This is a genomic window from Paenibacillus sp. GCM10027630 (genome assembly GCF_042676305.1).
GTDB lineage: Bacteria > Bacillota > Bacilli > Paenibacillales > NBRC-103111 > Paenibacillus_S.
In genome coordinates this window covers 1-584 of record NZ_JBHTGY010000064.1, presented here as the reverse complement: position 1 = coordinate 584, position 584 = coordinate 1, and the positions used below count along the sequence as shown (strand labels likewise).

Annotated in this window: 1 pseudogene; it reads left to right on the top strand. The window is 43.7% G+C overall.

Going from position 1 to position 584, the window contains the following annotated elements:
• Positions 1 to 205: pseudogene (locus ACFQ0C_RS31630) on the top strand (IS110 family RNA-guided transposase); the annotation flags it as partial.
• Positions 206 to 584: the final 379 nt, after the last annotated feature.

Below are 584 nucleotides of genomic sequence, written 5' to 3'. Positions count from 1 at the left end.
GTTTCTTGCTACCCTACAGCTCATAGGTATCAATCCCGTTTTTCGAGAGTTACATGAGTATAACATTAAAGTTAAGCATATGAAGAAGCAGAGGTCCGTATTTAAGCTTCTGGGAAAAGTAGCTCGAATCCTAATCAGCATCGTCCAAAGGGGAGAAACATTTTCGCCCGAGAAGGCAAGTCACATCCTTATTCAAGCTGCATAAAACGTTTGAATATCACGTAGGTTGACTCATTCGCAGGATATTACAAAGAAAGCACGGAGAACCGAGTTCCTGCCCGAAAAGGGCTTAGACCCGTCCGCTAAACGCAATCGGTCTCCACATCTTGGATAGGTATGACGATGGAATGTTAGGGCCTAGACCCGTAGAGCCATGGGATGGTAAGCTTCCAAGGTATTTGTGGAATAAGCGTGCAGTAGAGTAAAATTTAGGAAATGGATTTTAGGGTTCCTCTATTTCCGCATGCTCAAAATAAAGGCCACTTAACCAAATGAGTTTGTTTTCCAGGCAATCGTTATCTTCCGGGTGATGAAATCCTGCGAATGAGTGAGTATTCGTGAGAGAAACCCTTAAAACCGAGGGA